Origin of the sequence: Mesoflavibacter zeaxanthinifaciens DSM 18436, assembly GCF_000422365.1 — a bacterium.
GTDB classification, from domain to species: Bacteria; Bacteroidota; Bacteroidia; order Flavobacteriales; family Flavobacteriaceae; genus Mesoflavibacter; species Mesoflavibacter zeaxanthinifaciens.
This window is the reverse complement of sequence record NZ_AULQ01000006.1, coordinates 298,389-316,549: the sequence shown is the minus strand read 5'-3', so window position 1 is coordinate 316,549 and position 18,161 is coordinate 298,389. Positions and strand designations below refer to the sequence as shown.

The window sequence follows — 18,161 nt, the reverse complement described above, 5'->3', positions numbered from 1 at the left end:
TTGGTCCAATATTAGTGACTCAATTAGATTTACCTTCAGATGTTGTTTGTTCTAACATTCCAGAAGTTCCTGAGTTAATTTTTGAAGACAACTGTTCTGAACAAGATATTGAATTTACTTTTGAAGAAACTTCAACATACACTGGTGAAGAAGAAATGTACACTATTACTTGGATTTGGACTGCAACAGATGAATGTAACAACAGTACAGTAATTACTCATAATATTAACGTCATTACTGAAAACTTTATAGAAGAATCATTTATTTCAAGATGTTATGAAGATGGTGAAATTGATCTATACAATGAACTACCTCTTGGATATGATACTGATATGGAATGGACTGTTGAAACAGACGGAATTTCAATTGCAAATGGAATATTTGATCCTTTAGATGTAGATTTAGGTGACTATGTCTTTACTTATACAACAATTGATAATGGATGCTTAAAAACATTTAGATTAACTGTTAATATTAATGAAGACTGTGTGGTATTACCTTGTGGAAGCTTAGACAGAATCAAAATATCTAAAGCTGTAACACCAAATGGAGATGGTTATAACGAAACATTTAATGTTACAGGAGCTTCTGATTGCGGTTTTGTTGTAGAAGTAAAACTATTTAACAGATTTGGTGATGTGGTATATGAATCTGATAATTACCAAAATGACTGGAGCGGAGTTTCACCTTCATCTTCAATTGGATCTGCAGGAAGATTGCCAAATGGTACTTATTACTATGTAGTAGTACTTAAAGAAAGTGGTTTAGACCCAATTGCTGGTCCAATATATTTAGGTACTAAATAAAAATGCTATTAATGAAAAAATTTTCAAAATATGGAATAATTGTATTGTTCTTTTTAGGTTGTTTAGAGATAACTGCTCAACAATTACCTCAATTTACTCAATACATGTTTAATACAATTTCCATAAATCCTGCATATGCAGGCAGTAGAGAAACACTAAGTATTGTTGGTCTACATAGAAGTCAATGGGTTGGTCTTGAAGGAGCTCCTACTACTTCAACTGTATCAATACATTCGCCTTTAAAAAATGAAAAAATTGGACTAGGTGCTACAGCTATAAATGATGAATTAGGTTATGAAAATTTTGTGTACGTAAATGGAGCTTTTTCTTATACAATTCAAGTATCTGAAAAAACTAAATTAGCATTAGGTTTAAGCGCTGGTTTTATACACTATAGCTTAGATAGAGCAGGATTTTTGGATGATCAAAGTGTATCTCAAGATCCATTTTTTAGCAATTTTACAAACCGTTGGAATCCTAACTTTGGTGTAGGCGCATATTTACATCAAAATCGTTGGTATTTGGGTCTTTCTGCTCCTAGAATTATTAATACAAATTATAACGAGTCTGCTTTAGATCCTAACGTAGATTACATAGCATTAGAACGTGTTGGATATTATTTTACTGGAGGATACGTATTTGATTTAGGTGAAAACACTAAACTAAAGCCTTCTACAGTAGTTAAATTTACAAATGGTGCTCCAATAACTTTTGACTTAAGTGTTCACTTACTATTTAATGAAACGTTTTGGATTGGTGGAAGTTATAGATATAATCAAGATACGTCAACAATCGGAGGATTAGCAGATTTCCAAATTTCGCCACAAATGAGAATTGGATACGCTTATGAACATTATATAACAGATTTAAGACCTTACACTGGTGGTACGCACGAAATATTGTTAATGTTTGAGGTGTTTAAACCAACAAAACGTGTTAAATCTCCAAGATATTTCTAAAGATGAAATTAAATTTTACATACTTAATATTATTTTTTGTTTGTCAATTATCAATAGCACAAACAAAAGTTGCAGATAATTTTTTTAGAGACTTTAATTATGATAATGCTGCAGAGTTATACAAAGAAGCTTTAAAAAAAGAAGACAGTACAGAACATATTTTGTCAAGACTAGGAGACTGCTATTTTAACATTAGTAAAGTAAAAGAAGCTGCTTTTTGGTATAAAAAAGCGATTGATAAATATCCAAACATTAACTCTGATTATGTATATAAATACATTCAAACTTTAAGAGCTCAAAAGAAATATGAAGAAGCTATTGAATTTGTCAAAATTTTTAACAAGAACAATAAAAAAGATAGACGAATAAAAGATATAGAAAAATTTAATCTAGATACATATTCAGAATTATCAAGCACAGAAAAGGTTTATGTAGAAATTGAAAATTTACCTCTAAATACAAAATATTCAGATTTTGGTAGTTTCGAAAAAGATAATAAATTATACTTCTACTCTACTTGGGTTAAAGATTCTATTACAAATGAAAAAGAATTATACGAACTTAATAATGAACCTTATTTAAATATTTTTGAGTCTGAAATTACTATAGAAAACAATAAAAAAGTATTTAGTAATGCTGCGAAATTAAATTCTGAAATCAATACTAAAAATGATCACGAAGGTCTTGTTACCATTACAAATGATGGTAATACAATGTATTTTACCAGAAATAATGTGAATAAAAAGGAAAAAAGACGATATAATAAAAGTGGATCCTCAAATTTAAAACTTTATAAAGCAACTAAAGTTGATAATACCTGGACAAATATTGAAGAATTACCATTTAATAATGAAAACTTTGACTTTACAGCTCCTACCCTTACTCCAGACAATAAGACATTAATATTTTCATCAAACATGGATAGTGGGTATGGTCAAACAGATTTGTATAAAGTAGCTATAAATGATGATGGTACATTTGGAGAACCTATTAATTTAGGACCAAAAATTAACACAGAAGGAAACGAAAAATTCCCTTTTGTTGCAAAAGACTCTACTCTATACTTTTCTAGTGATGCTAATATTAACCTAGGTCTTTTAGATATTTTTGAATCTAATATTTTAAAAACCAATACTGATATTGAAGTCAAAAATTTAGGAGCTCCTTTTAATAGTTCTTTTGATGACTTTTGTTACTTTATAGATACAGAAACAAATACAGGTTATTTTTCTTCTAACAGAGAAGGAGGACAAGGTGGAGATGATATTTATGCGTTTGGTAAATTAAAATGTGAACAAATCGTAAAAGGTTTAATTAGAGATGAATTAACTAATGAATTATTGTCAAAAGCTACAGTCTCTTTAATTAACATAGATGGTAAAATATTAGAAAGATATCAAACTAAAGAAGATGGTTATTACGAGTTTAAAATAGATTGCGAGAAAACTTATACAATTTTAGCTGAAAAACCAATCTACAGACCTGATAATATTGAGTTTGAAACATCTGCAATTAATCAAGAAGAAACTGAAATTGATTTATCATTAAAACCACTTATTATTGATAATGAAATTGTAATTAACCCGATATTTTTTGACTTTGACAAATCTAATATTAGACCAGATGCTGCTTATGAGTTAGAAAACATAGTTGCTGTTATGAGAGAACATCCAAAAATGGTTATTAAAATCGAATCTCATACAGATAGTCGTGGTAATGATAGTTATAATATGAAATTATCTGATAGAAGAGCTAAGTCTACTAGAGATTATTTATTTTCTAGAGGCATAGCAAAAGACCGAATACAAAGCGCTATTGGTTATGGAGAATCTCAAATATTAAATCGTTGCAAAAACGGAGTTAAATGTACAGATGAAGAACATGAAGAAAACAGACGATCAAAATTTATCATAACAAATAATTATAAATAAAAAAAGCCTTCCAAATTGGAAGGCTTTTTTTTAGCTATTATCCTTTATTATTTTTTTATAAAAATATTTGTAAAATACCATTTGTCGTTAGCATTTTTTTCTGCAGATATCTCAAAATGACTAAAATCTCCTTCTATGGTTTGTCTATGACCTTCACTGTTTAACCAAGCATTTACTACAGAATTTGCACTAGAATATCCATATGCAACATTCTCTGACACAGATTGGGCATCTGCATTTGCTTGTAAGTAAGCTTTTCTGCTATGAAAATAGTCATGATTTACTTCATCAATATCAATCATATAATCTGTGTGAGAATACGCTTGACCTTTAATTATGTCAATACTTTTTAATTCGTTTAAACCAATACTTATTCTGTGCTGGTTAATTAGCTCTAAAATCTCTATTTCAATAGTTTTAGCTTCAGGAATTACAATGTCATTGCTTTTAGCAACATTTTGATCATCATCTAAAGTATCTGTGCTACAAGAAGATAGTGTTATAGCAAAGAAAAAAACAGTAAGTAGGTTAAGTGTTAGTTTCATAATTTTAGGGATAAATAATTTGGGTACCTCTAAAATATGAACAGTTCATTTTTAATTATGTTAAAGAAATGTTAAAATCGATTAACTACATGTTTTTTAACGTCTTTTAATACACTTTATCGATTATTAGTATCAATAACATGCATTTAAACGGTATTTTAAGGAGATAATCTTTTCTTAACCCAATCGTAATTTTCTTCTAACGTATATAAAATTCTATCATGTAATCTATTAGGTCTACCTTGCCAAAACTCAATAGAAATTGGTTTAACAATATAACCTCCCCAAAATTCTGGTCGTTCTACTTCTTTGCCTTTATATGCGATTTCTAAAGCTTTTAACTTATTTTCTAACACATCTCTACTTTCTACAACTTCACTTTGATTTGAAGCTAAAGCACCAAGTTGACTTCCTTTTGGACGAGATTCAAAATAACCATCACTTAAATTAGGAGCAATCTTTTCTGCTTTACCTTTAATAATTATTTGTCTTTCGGCTCCATGCCAAAAAAAAGATAAACAAATATTAGGGTTATTCGCTATTGCTTTTCCTTTTTCGCTTTGATAATTGGTGTAAAATATAAAACCTTCGTAAGTAAATTTTTTAAGAAGTACTACCCTATTTTTTGGGTAACCGTCTAAACCAATAGTAGATACTGTCATAGCATTAGTTTCATCTTGCGGGAAATGTTGGTCTACTTCATTAAACCAAGATCTGAAGAGTTCTAAAGGGTTTTCTGGTGTGTCTTTTAGGAGTAATTCGCCCTTTTCGTAAGACTTTCGATAATTGCTTAAATCTTTTTCCATAAATTTAATTTGAATGTAAATTTACAAGATTTAAATTTTAAATGTTAGTGCGGTAATTTGTATTTCGGCTAAAATTCGAAAACTTTTCCATCTTCAGCTAATTCTACATTGTTAAAAATAGTCTGAGCTTCTATTTTAAAATCTTGTAGATTATCATATCTAGTTGAATAGTGTCCTAATATCAACTGCTCTACATTGGCTAATTTGGCTATTGTTGCGGCTTGTACAGCTGTACTGTGCTTTGTTGGAGCTGCTAGCTTTGCATGTTTTTCTAAAAATGTAGATTCATGATAAAGCGCTGTAGCATTTTTTATAATAGGCACTAAAGCTTCGTTATAAGCTGTATCACTACAAAATGCATAACTTTTTGGTTGTGGTGCTGGTAAAGTTACCATTTGGTTTTTTACTATTTCTCCTTTTTTATTTGGTACATCTGCACCTTGTTTTAATTTACGATAATATGCTACGTCAATATCTTCATTAAGCACTGCATTCATATCCAACTTGCGTTCTCCTATTTTTTCTTTAAATAAAAAACCGTTGGTATATATGCGATGGTCCAATGGTATTGTATGTACTTCTACTTTTTCGTCTTCAAAAATAAGCTCTGATGATGTTGAAGTTAGCTCATGAAAGTATAAATTATAATTAGTCCAAGACTGTGCTAACTTCATTTGTAATACAATGACTTCTTTTAATCCTTTTGGTGCGTGAATATATAGATCTGCCTCACGACCTAATAATCTAAATGTAGATATTAATCCTACTAAGCCAAAAAAATGATCGCCGTGTAAATGAGATATAAAAATGTGTTTTATGCGGTTAAATTTTATTTTATGTTTACGCAATTGTACTTGTGTTCCTTCTCCGCAATCAATTAAAAATAAATGATTTTTAATTTCTAAAACTTGAGATGTAGGATTTGTAAAAGTACGTGGTGTTGCGCTGTAACAGCCTAAAATATTTAACTTCATAAGTTGAATTTAAAATCCTAGATCGCGCTCCATTTCTTCCATTTCAATAATATCTTGTGCTTCTTGAAGTGTTGGCACTATTACTATTTCTTCTGGAGTTTTGTCTACATCTATACCTTCATTTACAATTACAAAAGAATGTTTTGCTGCACGATGTTGATTAGAAACTCTTAAAAACTCTATAATTTGTTCTAAAGGAATAGGTTTTATTGTATTTAAATTAACAATGATGTTATTGTTTTTAAATTTTGGATAAAGAGCCTCTATTTTTTTTACCAATTCTATAACCGAAGCATTTTCTTGGGTTATGGTTGTTATGTTTTCATTTTGATCTATAATCATAACTTAGTTTTTAATTTTTGAAGCTAAAAGATAGATTACAGCCATTCTTACAGCTACACCATTTTGGACTTGGTCTAAAATTATGGCTTGTTTTGAGTCTGCAACATCACTAGTAATCTCTACACCACGATTTATTGGTCCTGGATGCATGATTATTATTTCTTTATCTAAACTGTCTAATAGATCTTTATTAACTCCAAACTGTTGGGTATATTCTCTTGTAGAAGGGAAATAACTAATATCCATACGCTCGTTTTGTACACGCAACATATTTGCTACATCACACCAATTTAAAGCTTTACGAAGGTTGGTTTCTACCTTTACTCCTAACTTATCAATATGTTTTGGCAATAATGTTTTAGGTCCACAAACCATTACGTTTGCGCCTTGAAGTTTTAAAGCAAAAATATTTGATAAAGCCACACGACTATGCAAAATATCTCCTACAATAACTACATTTTTACCTTTTACACTACCTAATCTTTCTCTAATAGAATACGAATCTAAAAGCGCTTGTGTTGGATGCTCATGTGCTCCATCTCCTGCATTTACAATTGCTGCGTCTACATGTTTTGATAAAAAAACACCTGCACCAGGATTAGGATGACGCATTACTACCATATCTACTTTCATAGATAGGATATTATTTACTGTATCTATTAAGGTTTCTCCTTTTTTTACTGAAGATTGTCCTGCTGAAAAGTTAATGACATCTGCTGATAGTCTTTTTTCTGCTAACTCAAAAGACAGTTTTGTACGTGTTGAATTTTCAAAAAATAGATTAGCTATAGTTATATCTCTTAGCGAAGGTACTTTTTTAATGGGTCTATTAATAACCTCTTTAAAATGATCTGCTGTTTTAAAAATAAGCTCTATATCTTCTTCTTTAAGATATTTAATACCTAGTAAGTGATTAACACTTAATTCGCTCATAGTTTAATTATTTATAAGATATACTGTGTCTTCTTCTTCGTTTTCTTTCCAATGCACTTTAACTTTTTCATTGTTAATGGCATCTACTTGTCTTCCTCTGTAATCTGGTTGTATTGGTAAATGTCTACTAAAACGTCTGTCTATAAGTGTTAACAACTCTATTTCTGTAGGTCTTCCAAAACTTTGTATTGCTGTTAATGCAGCACGAATACTGCGTCCTGTATATAATACATCGTCAATAAAGACTACTTTTTTGTCTTCTACTACAAAGTTGATTTCTGTCTTATTTGCTTCTAAAGGTTTATCACTTCTTCTAAAATCATCTCTATAAAACGTAATATCTAAATGCCCTAATTGAAGATTTTTGACTTTATATTCTTTGGTTAAAATTTCAGCTAATCTATTTGCTAAAAACTTTCCTCTAGGCTGAATTCCTATTAAAACAGTATCTAAAAAGTCGTTATGATTTTCGATAAGTTGACAAGCCAATCTGTGAAGAATGATGTTTATTTCGGTTGCATTAAGTAGCACTCTTTGACTCATAGTGTTTTCCAAACGGGTTTGGTTAACAAAGGTAAAGTAAAATATGATAAGTTAAAAGGTGTTTTTGTTTTTACATAAAAAAGCCTCTCAAATTATTTTTGAGAGGCTTTTAAATTATATAAAATTAAGTAAGATTACTTACCGTCCATTTTATCTTTTAATGCTTGTAACGCTTCGTTAGCATCACCTAAAGTTGGTTTTGCTTCTGCAGCTTGAGCTTCTGCTTTTTTAGCAGCAGCTTTTACATTAGCAATCTCTTCTTCTTTAAATACAGCAGTATGAGATGCTACAACACGCTTAAATTCTTTATTAAATTCAATAATTTTAAATTCAGCAGTGTCACCTTTCTTAAGCATTTTTCCGTCTTCTTTTTCCATATGACGAGATGGTACAAATGCAACGATATCTTCGTTAAACTCAATTGTAGCTCCTTTATCTACTACGTCTGCAATTTCTGCAGTATGAGTAGTACCTAAAGCAAATTCAGATTCGTATTTGTCCCAAGGGTTTTCTGTAGTTTGTTTGTGACCTAAAGATAATTTACGTCCTTCAACATCTAATTCTAATACAACTACATCTAACTTATCGCCAACGTTACAGAACTCAGATGGATGTTTTATTTTCTTAGTCCAAGATAAATCTGAGATATAAATTAATCCGTCAATACCTTCTTCTAATTCTACAAATACTCCAAAGTTAGTAAAGTTACGTACAGTACCAGTATGTCTAGAACCTACAGGATACTTTGTAGTAATATCTGTCCATGGATCTGGTGTTAATTGCTTAATACCAAGAGACATTTTACGGTCTTCTCTATCTAATGTTAAGATTACTGCTTCTACTTCGTCACCAACGTTAACAAAATCGTTAGCAGAACGTAAGTGTGTAGACCATGACATTTCAGATACGTGTACTAAACCTTCTACACCTTCAGCAACTTCGATAAATGCACCGTAATCTGCGATTACAACTACTTTACCTTTTACTTTGTCACCTACAGCAACTTCTTCTCCTAATGCATCCCAAGGATGTTTAGATAATTGCTTAAGACCTAATTGGATTCTTGACTTATCCTCATCAAAGTCTAAGATTACAACGTTTAATTTTTGGTCTAACTCAACGATTTCGTTTGGATGGTTGATACGAGACCATGATAAGTCTGTAATGTGGATTAATCCATCTACACCACCAAGGTCGATAAATACACCGTAAGATGTGATGTTTTTAACAACACCTTCTAATACTTGACCTTTTTCTAATTGACCAATAATTTCTTTCTTTTGCTCTTCGATATCTGCTTCGATAAGCGCTTTATGAGAAACAACAACGTTTTTAAATTCGTGGTTAATTTTAACAACCTTAAATTCCATTGTTTTATTTACGTACTGATCGTAATCTCTAATTGGCTTAACGTCAATTTGAGAACCTGGTAAGAATGCTTCGATACCAAAAACATCTACAATCATACCTCCTTTAGTACGACACTTAACAAAACCGTTTACGATTTCGCCAGTTTCGTGAGCTTTGTTTACTCTATCCCAAGCTTTAATTACACGAGCTTTACGGTGAGATAATACTAATTGTCCTGTTGCGTCTTCACGAACATCAATTAATACTTCTACCTTGTCTCCTACTGCTAAATTTGGGTTGTATCTAAACTCGTTTAAAGAAATAACACCTTCTGACTTAGCGTTAATGTCAATAATAGCATCACGATCTGTAATGTGTACTACTTCACCTTCTACTACTTCGTCATCTAATGTGTCAACAAAGTTTTCTGATACTAATTTTTCAAATTCTTTTAATTGAGAATCTTCAACTTCATCAATACCTTCTTGGTAATTGTGCCAGTTAAACTCTTTTAAGAATTTTTCAGGGTTTTTTTGTGCTTCAGATACTTCTGGAGCGTTGTTTTGTTTTGCTTCGGTTGCTTCAACCTTTGCGTCTTGTGCTTTTTCAGCCATTTAATTAAAATTGCAATGTTTTTTTCTCGCTTTCGCGGAAAGAAAACACTGTGTTTGTATTCTGTGATATTTTGGATTAATTAAGCGATATACCAACAGAAGCGTTAAATTTATTTTTCTTAATTTCCTTTTAAAAATCCAATTCTCGCTAAAAGGAGTGCAAAAATACTACATTTTAGCCATTTTGCCTAATTTTTTTGAAAATTAATTAACTGATTATCAACACACTTTAAATTTGTGTAAACAATAACAAAACAATGTTTTTAATCGATGATTTTAAACACTTAGTCGATACAGTAAGTTTACTTAACCTTTTGTTTAAAAGAACTATTGTTATATTTCATATCTTTATTTAAGAATTAACAATTAAAACTATTTATATGGCAGTTAAAGAAAAATATCAAAGCGTATTAGATTTAGGAGAAAAGTTAAATATCCAAAACGGAGATGTTTGGGTTGAAGACGGAATTTTAAAAGTAAAAGGTACTGCTAATACGCAATACGAAAAAAACTTAATTTGGGACGAAATTAAAGCTGTTTCTGGTGAAGAAGCTCCAACAGATATTAAGGCTAATATTACTGTTGCAGATGAAAGTATTTATGCAAAACATACTGTAAAAAGTGGTGATACATTAGGTAAAATAGCAAAGCATTATTACGGAAATGCTAGAAAATACACAGCAATTTTTGAAGCTAATAAGGACATTTTAAATAATCCTGATGTGATACATCCTGATCAAGAACTTAAAATTCCTAATTTATAAAATTATAAATTAAGAATAAAAAAAGCGAACCTTTTGGTTCGCTTTTTTTTATTTAAAATGATATCTAATTATTTAAAGTTTCTTCCACTAGGTTTAGAATCTTTTTAAATTGTTCTTCTAAGGTTAAGTTAGAATTATCTATTTCTATAGCATCTTCTGCTTTTACTAAAGGGGAATTTTCACGGTTAGAGTCTATATAATCACGCTCTCTAACATTTTTAAGCACATCTTCGTACGTTATATTATCTCCTCTTTCTATTAATTCGTCATAACGTCTTTGTGCTCTAGTTTCGGCAGATGCGGTCATAAACAATTTTAGCTCTGCGTTAGGAAAAACTACGGTTCCAATATCACGACCATCCATAACAACACCTTTATCTTTACCCATTTGATGTTGTTGTTTTACTAATTGGTAACGTACTTCTGGTATTGCTGCTACTTTACTTACATAGCTTGATACTTCAAGTGTGCGTATTTGCTTTTCAACATTTTTTCCATTTAAATATACTTCTGCAAAACCTAGATTTGGATTAAACTTAAAACTAATTTCTACGTTACTTAAGTTTGATACTAAAGCGACAACATCAAAATGATCTTTGTCAATCCATCCATTTTGCATAGTATACAACGTTACAGCTCTGTACATAGCGCCAGAGTCTACATATATATAACCTAAGTGTTTTGCTAATTGTTTTGCTACTGTACTTTTTCCTGTTGAAGAAAATCCGTCTATAGCGATTGTTATTTTTTGCACGTTTTAACTTTTAGGCTTCAAAAATAGGGATTAAAATTGATTAAAAAAGATTATACTTTATTTAAGCATCTTTGCATAATTGTTAAACTGAATAAGAAATAACACGCACTTCCTTAATTTGAATTATATTTATCCTTAAATATTAAAACTTATGACTTTTTTCAATAAAATAAAATGGACCCTTGGTATTTTAATGGTTTTTGTTTTAATCGTAACCACAAATCTTATTGACAGAAACAACTTTGTGCGCGTAAAAGACTCAGTCGTGTCTATTTACGAAGATAGACTTGTTGCTAAAAACTTAATTTTAGAGTTTTCAAATTCTATTCATAAAAAAGAAGTTGCAGTTGCATTATCAGATTCTACTTTTTTTAAAGTTTCTAATAAAGAAGAAAATAAAAACATAGAAAACCTTATTTCTAAATTTGAAGCTACCAAACTTACTAAAGAAGAAAGTAAAACTTTTAGTAATCTTAAAGAAAACTTACAACAACTAAATAATACAGAATCTAAATATGTTACTTCTAACTTTTCTAGCAAAGAAGACATGTTTAAACAAATAGCTAAGATTAAAAAGAACTTAGAGGATCTATCTAAAATTCAACTTTTAGAAGGAAGTAAACAAATGTCAATTAGTAAAAAAGCTATAGATTCGGTTGAATTATTTACACAAATAGAAATTTACTTATTAATATTTCTTGCTATCGTAATACAAATAATTGTAATGTATAATCCTAAAAAAGAAGACAATTAAACACTACTTCAAATCAATATGCAAACCAAAAAAGTTAGCATCTGTAGCTGCAGTATATTTAGCATGTGTATAACTAAAACGAAGCTTGTTAATTTTTACTGCAAAACCAGCAGATAAACCAGAAAAATTACGCTGATCAACAACACGAAGCTCTTCTGCTCTTCTAAAATTATAGCCTAAACGAATATTAAAACCTTTATCAGGAAATAACTCTGCACCAATAATTGTGTGTCTTAGCACATTATTAAAAAAGCCTACATTTTCTTGCGTTTGATTACCTTCTAAATCTGTAGTTGCTCTTGCTGGATTAGAAACACCGATTGGCCACTCTTGAAGATTTTCAAAAGTAAGATGCCAACGTAACGGGATGTTTTCTAACGTTTGACTTAAGCCAATATTTACTTCTAATGGTAAAGACTCTTGCAAACCAGCATAGGTTGTAATTTGTGTTCCTAAATTTCTAACAACAAGTGTTGCTTGAAATTCTAAATCTTCATCTATATAAAGTAAGCCTAAATCTGTAGCTATACCAAATGAATTATATTGTTCTAAACGAGAGGTTATAAATTTTAAATTTCCGCCAAAATAAAAATCACTATACCCTATTTGTAAAGCATAACCTAAAGATAATGCGGCTTCGCTACCTGTAAAGGTTCCTGTAGGATTACCTTGCTCATCATAACCATCAAAATCTCCATAATTAATATATGTTACACCTGCATGAAAAGTTTGCGTACGCCTATCCCATGTGTAAGCGTATGCTGCTGTACCATAATTAATACCGCCTAAATAACTACTGTAATTAAGTGCAAATTGATTATCCATATTCACATTAATAGTAGACGGATTATAAAGTGCTTGTGTTACATCGTAATCTACATTAGTTAACACTTTACCTCCAAGAGCAGCTTGACGTGGTGATGCAATTAAATTTAAAAATTGGTAAGTAGATTGTCCACCTAATTGCGAAAAGCAATACGTGCTAAAAAGGCAAGCAGTAAACAGGACAACTTTTTTAAACATAAGGTTGCAAAGTAAATAAATCTCTTTTAAAACGTAGTTATAGATGATTTATTTTTTAGCTTAATTTTATTTAAAAATATCTATTAGTATTTTAAATATTACAACAATAAAAAAAGCTACCTGTTTATGGTAGCTTTTTTAAAATTTGAAATTATAATGATTTTGCGTTTTTAACTTTTTGATTTGTTATTGCAATGTCTATTACGTCTTTCATGTCTGTTACGTAATGAAATGTGAGTCCTTTTAGATATTCAGGTTTAATTTCTTCTATATCTCGTCTGTTATCTTCGCATAATAAAATCTCTTTAATTCTAGCACGTTTTGCTGCTAAGATTTTTTCTTTAATACCTCCAACTGGTAACACTTTCCCACGAAGAGTAATTTCTCCCGTCATTGCAATGCTCTTTTTTACTTTCTTTTGAGTAAATAAAGACACTAAAGATGTTAACATCGTAACACCTGCGCTTGGTCCGTCTTTTGGAGTTGCTCCTTCAGGAACATGAATATGAACATTATAATTATTGAATACATCCGTACTTATTCCTAAAGTTTCAGCATTTGCTTTAATATATTCCATAGCAATTGTTGCCGATTCTTTCATGACTTTACCAAGGTTACCAGTAATTGTCATTGCTCCTTTTCCTTTAGATAAGATAGATTCTATAAATAGTATATCACCACCAACTCGTGTCCACGCTAATCCTGTAACTACACCAGCAACGTTGTTGTTTTCATATTTATCACGCTCTAATTTTGGTCCGCCTAGTACATCTATAACATCTTCGTTTGTAACTTTAATATTATACTCTTCTTCCATAGCAATATTTTTTGCTGCGTGACGCACCATTTTTGCTATTTGTTTTTCTAGACCACGTACACCAGATTCGCGTGTGTAACCTTCAACAATTTTTTCTAATTGCGGCTTACCAATTTTTAAATCTTTATCAGTTAAACCGTGTTCTTTCAACTGTTTAGGTAGTAAGTGACGTTTTGCTATTTCAACTTTTTCTTCAATAGTATATCCTGTAACATTAATGATTTCCATACGGTCTCTCAACGCTGGTTGAATGGTATTTAAACTATTTGAAGTTGCAATAAACATTACTTTTGAAAGGTCGTAACCCATTTCTAAAAAGTTATCATGAAACTCGCTATTTTGTTCTGGATCCAAAACTTCTAACAATGCTGAAGATGGATCGCCTTGATGCGAATTTGATAGTTTATCAATTTCGTCTAAAACAAAAACTGGATTTGATGTTCCTGCTTTTTTAAGACTTTGAATAATACGACCTGGCATTGCACCAATGTATGTTTTACGGTGACCTCTGATTTCTGCCTCGTCACGTAATCCTCCTAAACTCATACGCACGTATTCTCTACCCAATGCTTCTGCGATAGATTTTCCTAAAGATGTTTTACCAACTCCTGGAGGACCGTAAAGGCAGATGATTGGCGACTTCATGTCATTTCGCAATTTTAAAACTGCTAGATGCTCAATAATACGTTTTTTAACATCGTCTAAGCCATAATGGTCACGATCTAATATTTTTTGTGCGCGTTTTAAATCGAATTTATCTTTACTAAACTCGTTCCACGGTAAATCTAAAAATAAATCTAAGTAGTTACGTTGAATAGAATACTCGGCAACTTGTGGATTCATGCGTTGCATTTTTGATAATTCTTTTTCAAAATGCTTTGCTACTTTCTCGTCCCAGTTTTTAGATTTGGCACGAGTTTTCATTTCTTCTATTTCTTCAGCATTTCCGCCACCAAGTTCTTCTTGAATGGTTTTTAATTGCTGATTTAAGAAATACTCACGCTGTTGCTGATTTAAATCGCTTTGTACTTTTGATTGAATATCGTTTTTTAACTCTAGTTTTTGAAGCTCGATATTCATATAACGTAACGTCTCTAAAGCGCGATCTTTTAAATCGTTTATCTCTAATAGTTTCTGCTTTTCTTCAACAGATAAATTCATATTTGAAGACACAAAATTGATTAAAAACGATTCGCTTTCTATATTTTTTATAGCAAAAGTCGCTTCAGTAGGAATATTTGGACTATCCTTTATAATTTGAACTGCTAAATCCTTAATGCTTTCAATAATTGCATTAAATTCTTCATTTTTAACAGCTGGTGTAGCTTGTGCTACTTCTTTAACCGTTGCTTTAATATAAGGATCTTCTGTTAAGACTTGATCTATCGCAAAACGCTTTTTACCTTGAATAATCACGGTTGTGTTTCCGTCAGGCATTTTAAGCACTTTTAAAATACGAGCTACAGTACCTGTTTGATGGATATCGGTAACTTTTGGATCTTCTACATCTTCGTCTTTTTGTGCAACTACACCTATTACTTTTCCGCCTTTATTAGCGTCGTTTATAAGTTTGATAGACTTGTCTCTTCCTGCTGTAATTGGGATAACTACACCTGGAAAAAGTACTGTATTACGCAAAGAAAGTATTGGTAAACTTTCTGGTAATTCTTCTTTATTAATTTTTTCTTCGTCTTCAGGAGTCATTAATGGAATTAATTCTGAGTTTTCATCAAAATCTTGTAATGACAAACTGTCAAGTGATATAAAATTAGATTTCTTCATAAGTATGTTTTAAGTCAAAATGTCATTAAAAAGTAATGGTTTCGACTTTTATAGTTTTAAATTGAATTATTCAAATCCTATAAAACATTGATATACTAGCTATTAATGTTAAATTAGAATACAATAACATTATATAAATTTCAATTAACGTGCCACTTCTTTATTCCTTTTAAAAAGTTGAAACTTTAAAATTGAAAAGAATTTTGAAAAATTTTTAAAGAAAGTGTAACAATGATTATTAAATTAACTCTTTATAATAAACCATCACATTTTTGACACTAACTAATCAAAATACTGAACAACTTGTTATGCTTTGTGTATCTGGTAACCCAAAAGCCCAAATAGAGCTTTACAACAGGTATTACAAAGGATTGTATAACACGTCGTACAGAATTGTAAATGACAGTTTTGAAGCTGAAGATATTATGCAAGAATCATTTATCACGGCATTTTCAAAATTAGATAGTTTAAAAGATAAAAAGACCTTTGGTGGCTGGTTAAAGCGTATTGTAATTAATAACAGCATACAAGCTTATAATAAAAATAATAAGCAACACGATGTCGCTTTAGATGATGTGCTTTATAAAGTTGAAGACCATCAAGGTATTGATACACCTGTTGAAATAACAAACATAAAAGTGCAACAAGTATTAGAAGCTTTAAATCTTTTAAAATCCAATTACAAAGTAGTCTTAACCCTTAATTTAATTGAAGGTTACGATTATGAAGAAATTGGAGACGTAATGAATATTAGTTACGCTAATTGCAGAACTATGATATCTAGAGCTAAAGACAGTTTAAGAAAAAAATTAGAACAATTAAATTAATTGTTATGAGTAAAGATAATTTAGAATATTTATTTAAAAACTTAGAAGGACAATTTGATGTAGAGACACCAAATAACGGTCATGAAGCACGTTTTTTAGAAAAATTAAATGCATTAGAAAACACCAAAACTATTGTGCAAAAAGACTCTAAATCGTACTGGAAACCTTTATTAGCTGTAGCAGCTTCTATTGCACTAATTATTTCTATAAGTTTTGGTGTGCAAGCTAAAGAACAACCTAAAGATTTAGCTAGCGTATCACCAGAAATGGCAGAAACACAACAGTTTTTTACCAATGCTATTGCTTTTGAAGTTAACAAACTAAAAGCAGAACAAACACAAGAAACTAAAACTATTATTAACGACGCCTTAAAACGTCTAAACGAACTAGAAAAAGAATACGACAACCTTAAAATTAGCTTACAAGAAAGTGGCGAAGATCAATTAGTTATCTATGCTATGATCACCAACTTTCAAAACAGAATAGACATTTTAAAAACAACATTACAATATATTGAAGACCAAAAAGAACTTAAACAAAATAACTATGAAACTACTATATAAACTAACATTACTGCTACTCTTACCTGCAGCTATTTTTGCTAATAATGATAATGATTGGAGAGGTAAACACACCAAGAAAAAAACTATAAAAAAAGAATATAACGTTTCTAAAGACGCTACGTTAAAAATAGATAATCGTTATGGCAACCTTGATGTTGTTACTTGGAACGAAAACCGAATTGTTTTTGAAATCACCATCACTACTAACGGTAATGACGAGGACAAAGTACAAGATAAATTAGATGATATTGATGTAAATTTTTCTGCGACTTCAAACTACGTCTCTGCAGAAACACAAATTGGTAAATCTAAAAGCAAATCTTGGTGGAATTGGGGCAACAGCAACAATGTTAACATTCAAATTAACTACCTAGTAAAACTACCTATTACTAACAATGTCGATTTAAATAATGACTACGGAAGCATCCTTCTTGGTACATTACAAGGTCACGCCAATATAAATTGTGATTACGGTAAAATTACCACAAAAGAGCTTTTAGCAGACAATAATAATATCTCTTTTGACTATACAAACAATTCTTATTTCGAATATATCGAAAGCGGAAAAATAAACGCAGATTATAGCGGGTTTACCGTTGCTAAAGCTAAAAACTTAGACATTGTTGCAGATTACACAAATTCTGTTGTCGAAATTGCAGAAAACGTAACTTACAACTGTGATTACGGAAGTTTACGTGTTAATAACATCAATAACTTTTCAGGAAACGGCGACTATTTAACCGTTGTTTTAGGAGACGTCTACAAAAACGTACAGATCAAAGCCGATTACGGATCTATAAAAATTGGTAAAATGACTAAAAATGCAGGGAATGTATTTATAGATTCAGATTACGTAGGTATTAAAATTGGTATAGATAACGATTACAATTTTGATTTTGAAATTGACTTAGATTACGGAGGTTTAAATGGCGATAATGATTTTGAATTTAATATGAAAAACGAACGCTCTACTAGCAAATACTATAAAGGCTATAAAAACACTAAAAATTCTGGTAATTTAATTACTATAAAATCAGACTACGGAAGCGTATCTTTCGATAATAAATAATAACA

18 protein-coding genes are annotated in these 18,161 nt (G+C 30.5%); 8 read left to right on the top strand and 10 right to left on the bottom strand.

Going from position 1 to position 18,161, the window contains the following annotated elements:
* From H574_RS0107400 to H574_RS0107390, 3 genes are all read left to right on the top strand, one after another.
* The coding region (locus H574_RS0107400; protein ID WP_027879969.1) for a T9SS type B sorting domain-containing protein at positions 1-806 on the top strand (806 nt) is incomplete at its 5' end.
* An 11-nt stretch (positions 807-817) separates the two neighbouring features.
* Complete coding sequence (locus H574_RS0107395; protein ID WP_027879968.1) at positions 818-1,765, top strand: PorP/SprF family type IX secretion system membrane protein; 948 nt, start codon at positions 818-820, stop codon at positions 1,763-1,765.
* Between the two features lie 2 nt (positions 1,766-1,767).
* On the top strand, positions 1,768-3,696 hold the full coding sequence (locus H574_RS0107390; protein ID WP_036227266.1) for an OmpA family protein: 1,929 nt from the start codon (positions 1,768-1,770) through the stop codon (positions 3,694-3,696).
* Positions 3,697-3,743: 47 nt separating this feature from the next.
* Here H574_RS0107390 and H574_RS0107385 read toward each other — a convergent pair whose 3' ends face one another.
* The 7 genes from H574_RS0107385 to rpsA form a co-directional block, all read right to left on the bottom strand.
* Entirely contained in the window at positions 3,744-4,241 is a 498-nt protein-coding gene (locus H574_RS0107385) for a CAP domain-containing protein (protein ID WP_027879966.1), read from the bottom strand.
* Positions 4,242-4,399: 158 nt separating this feature from the next.
* Positions 4,400-5,047, bottom strand: coding sequence for a pyridoxamine 5'-phosphate oxidase (pdxH, locus tag H574_RS0107380; RefSeq protein WP_027879965.1), 648 nt, complete (start codon positions 5,045-5,047; stop codon positions 4,400-4,402).
* A 68-nt stretch (positions 5,048-5,115) separates the two neighbouring features.
* Positions 5,116-6,021 carry a ribonuclease Z gene (locus tag H574_RS0107375; protein ID WP_027879964.1) on the bottom strand — a complete coding sequence of 302 codons (906 nt, stop codon included), beginning with the start codon at positions 6,019-6,021 and terminating at the stop codon, positions 5,116-5,118.
* A gap of 9 nt (positions 6,022-6,030) precedes the next feature.
* Positions 6,031-6,363 (bottom strand): hypothetical protein, encoded by a 333-nt coding sequence (locus H574_RS0107370; protein ID WP_027879963.1) that lies wholly within the window; start codon positions 6,361-6,363, stop codon positions 6,031-6,033.
* 3 nt (positions 6,364-6,366) lie between these two features.
* The gene (locus H574_RS0107365; protein WP_027879962.1) at positions 6,367-7,296 is read right to left on the bottom strand and encodes an aspartate carbamoyltransferase catalytic subunit; all 930 of its coding nucleotides are present in this window, start codon (positions 7,294-7,296) and stop codon (positions 6,367-6,369) included.
* Between the two features lie 3 nt (positions 7,297-7,299).
* Positions 7,300-7,839, bottom strand: a complete 540-nt coding sequence (gene pyrR / locus H574_RS0107360; RefSeq protein WP_027879961.1) for a bifunctional pyr operon transcriptional regulator/uracil phosphoribosyltransferase PyrR — start codon at positions 7,837-7,839, stop codon at positions 7,300-7,302.
* A gap of 134 nt (positions 7,840-7,973) precedes the next feature.
* Positions 7,974-9,803 carry a 30S ribosomal protein S1 gene (gene rpsA, locus H574_RS0107355; RefSeq protein ID WP_027879960.1) on the bottom strand — a complete coding sequence of 610 codons (1,830 nt, stop codon included), beginning with the start codon at positions 9,801-9,803 and terminating at the stop codon, positions 7,974-7,976.
* Positions 9,804-10,183: 380 nt separating this feature from the next.
* Here rpsA and H574_RS0107350 point away from each other — a divergent pair, with 380 nt between their 5' ends.
* Positions 10,184-10,567, top strand: coding sequence for a LysM peptidoglycan-binding domain-containing protein (locus H574_RS0107350; RefSeq protein ID WP_027879959.1), 384 nt, complete (start codon positions 10,184-10,186; stop codon positions 10,565-10,567).
* Positions 10,568-10,631: 64 nt separating this feature from the next.
* Here the strand turns inward: H574_RS0107350 and cmk are convergent, their stop codons facing one another.
* Complete coding sequence (cmk, locus tag H574_RS0107345) at positions 10,632-11,321, bottom strand: (d)CMP kinase (protein ID WP_027879958.1); 690 nt, start codon at positions 11,319-11,321, stop codon at positions 10,632-10,634.
* A 151-nt stretch (positions 11,322-11,472) separates the two neighbouring features.
* Between cmk and H574_RS0107340 the strand changes: the two genes are divergently transcribed.
* A complete protein-coding gene (locus H574_RS0107340; protein ID WP_027879957.1) occupies positions 11,473-12,075 on the top strand; it encodes an MCP four helix bundle domain-containing protein in 603 nt (200 codons plus the stop codon).
* 3 nt (positions 12,076-12,078) lie between these two features.
* Here the strand turns inward: H574_RS0107340 and porQ are convergent, their stop codons facing one another.
* Complete coding sequence (gene porQ, locus H574_RS0107335; RefSeq protein WP_027879956.1) at positions 12,079-13,098, bottom strand: type IX secretion system protein PorQ; 1,020 nt, start codon at positions 13,096-13,098, stop codon at positions 12,079-12,081.
* Between the two features lie 151 nt (positions 13,099-13,249).
* Positions 13,250-15,697 (bottom strand): endopeptidase La, encoded by a 2,448-nt coding sequence (gene lon / locus H574_RS0107330; RefSeq protein ID WP_027879955.1) that lies wholly within the window; start codon positions 15,695-15,697, stop codon positions 13,250-13,252.
* Between the two features lie 272 nt (positions 15,698-15,969).
* Between lon and H574_RS0107325 the strand changes: the two genes are divergently transcribed.
* Genes H574_RS0107325 through H574_RS0107315 form a run of 3 tightly spaced genes read left to right on the top strand, consistent with a single transcriptional unit; the run spans position 15,970 to position 18,156 of the window.
* A complete protein-coding gene (locus H574_RS0107325) occupies positions 15,970-16,524 on the top strand; it encodes an RNA polymerase sigma factor (RefSeq protein ID WP_027879954.1) in 555 nt (184 codons plus the stop codon).
* A gap of 5 nt (positions 16,525-16,529) precedes the next feature.
* Positions 16,530-17,087, top strand: a complete 558-nt coding sequence (locus H574_RS0107320) for a hypothetical protein (protein WP_027879953.1) — start codon at positions 16,530-16,532, stop codon at positions 17,085-17,087.
* Positions 17,071-18,156: a DUF4097 family beta strand repeat-containing protein gene (locus H574_RS0107315; protein WP_027879952.1), complete on the top strand. Its 1,086-nt coding sequence runs from the start codon at positions 17,071-17,073 to the stop codon at positions 18,154-18,156. The genes H574_RS0107320 and H574_RS0107315 overlap by 17 nt, the downstream gene beginning before the upstream one ends.
* Positions 18,157-18,161: the final 5 nt, after the last annotated feature.